General features: G+C 78.3%; 2 protein-coding genes. Both read left to right on the forward strand.

All coding sequences use genetic code 11. The features are described 5' to 3' along the window. Positions 1 to 1,010, forward strand: a 1,010-nt coding sequence (locus KK617_RS18625; RefSeq protein ID WP_277501678.1) for a hypothetical protein, incomplete at its 5' end; no start/stop codon positions are given. Next, positions 1,007 to 1,343 (forward strand): hypothetical protein (locus KK617_RS18630; RefSeq protein ID WP_277501679.1); only part of this gene is annotated, 337 nt, incomplete at its 3' end. The genes KK617_RS18625 and KK617_RS18630, both read left to right, overlap by 4 nt.

Consider the following 1,343-nt stretch of genomic DNA (forward strand, 5'->3'; position numbering starts at 1 on the left):
TGGGCGTCGCGCCCGCCGCGGCGCCGGCCGGCTCCCGCCCGGCGACGGCGCGCGTCCCCCTCACCAGCCAGCCCGGGGGCGTGCCCCTGCGCCCGATGAGCACCGGGGACGTGCTCGACACCGCGCTGCGCGTCCTGCGCACCGCCCCCGGCGCCACGCTGGGCGCCGCCCTCGTCGTGGCCGCCGTGACGCTCGTCGTCCCGGTGCTCGTCGTCGGGGGCCTGACCACCGTGGCGGGGGCGGCCGCCGGCGACGGTCTCGGGGACGGCTCCGCGGAGTCGCTCACCCGCCTGCTCGGCTCCGGCACGGTCCTCGTCGTGGGGCAGGTCGTCTCCCTCGTGGGCTCCGCCTACCTGGCCGGCATCCTCGCCCACGTGGTGCACGCCGCCGCCGTGGGCGAGCTCATCACCCTCGACGAGGCGTGGCGACGGCTGCGGGGACGGCGCTGGGCGCTGCTGGGCCTGACCGTCCTCGTCGCCGTCGGCTACGCGCTGCTCGTCGGCGGCTACCTGCTGTCGGTCGTGCTGCTCGCCGGGACCGGCTCGGTGGGCCTCACGGTGCTCTACTGCCTGCTCACGGGTCCGCTCCTGGTCCTCCTGGTGCTCTGGACGGGGGTCCGCCTCACCGGGCTCGCCCTCGTGGCCGTGGCGCTCGAGCGCACGGGGGTGGGCCGCGGGCTCGGCCGGGCGCTCGCGCTGACGCGCCGCTCCTTCTGGCGGGTGCTGGGCACGTGGCTCCTCGCCGGGCTCGTCTGCTTCGTGGCCACCCTGCTGCTCTCCGCGCCCTTCACCATCGGCGCCGAGGTGGCGCCGTCCGCGGCCGGCGAGGCGGGCGAGTGGATCGCCGTCGGCCTCACCGCGCTGGGCTCGGTGGCCGTGGGGGCCCTCGTGACGCCGTACCTGGCCGCGGTGGTGGCCGTGCAGTACCTCGACCTGCGCATCCGCGGCGAGGGGTACGACGTCACGCTGTGGACGCAGGCCGACGACGGGCGCACGGGGGGACGCCGGTGAGGATCCTGGCCGACCCGCCGCTCGACCCCACCCCCGGCGAGGCCCGGGACGCGCTGCGCCGCGAGCTGCTCCGCCCGGAGTACAACGACAGCGACCTCGTGCAGCGCCTCCTCGACCGCCTCCGGCGCTGGCTCGACGACGGGGTGAGCACCACCGCCGACTCCCCGCCCCTGCAGACCTTCGCCACCCTGCTCGTCGCCGTCCTGCTCGTGCTCGCGCTCGCGTGGCTGCTGACCCGGCTGCGCGGCTCGGCCCGGGTGCGCCGCGCCGGGGCGGTGCTCGGCGAGCGCGGGATCGGCGCCGCCGAGCTGCGGGCCCGCGCCGAGGCGGCCC

The organism is Nocardioides sp. ChNu-99 (assembly GCF_029493445.1).
Taxonomy (GTDB): Bacteria; Actinomycetota; Actinomycetes; order Propionibacteriales; family Nocardioidaceae; genus Nocardioides.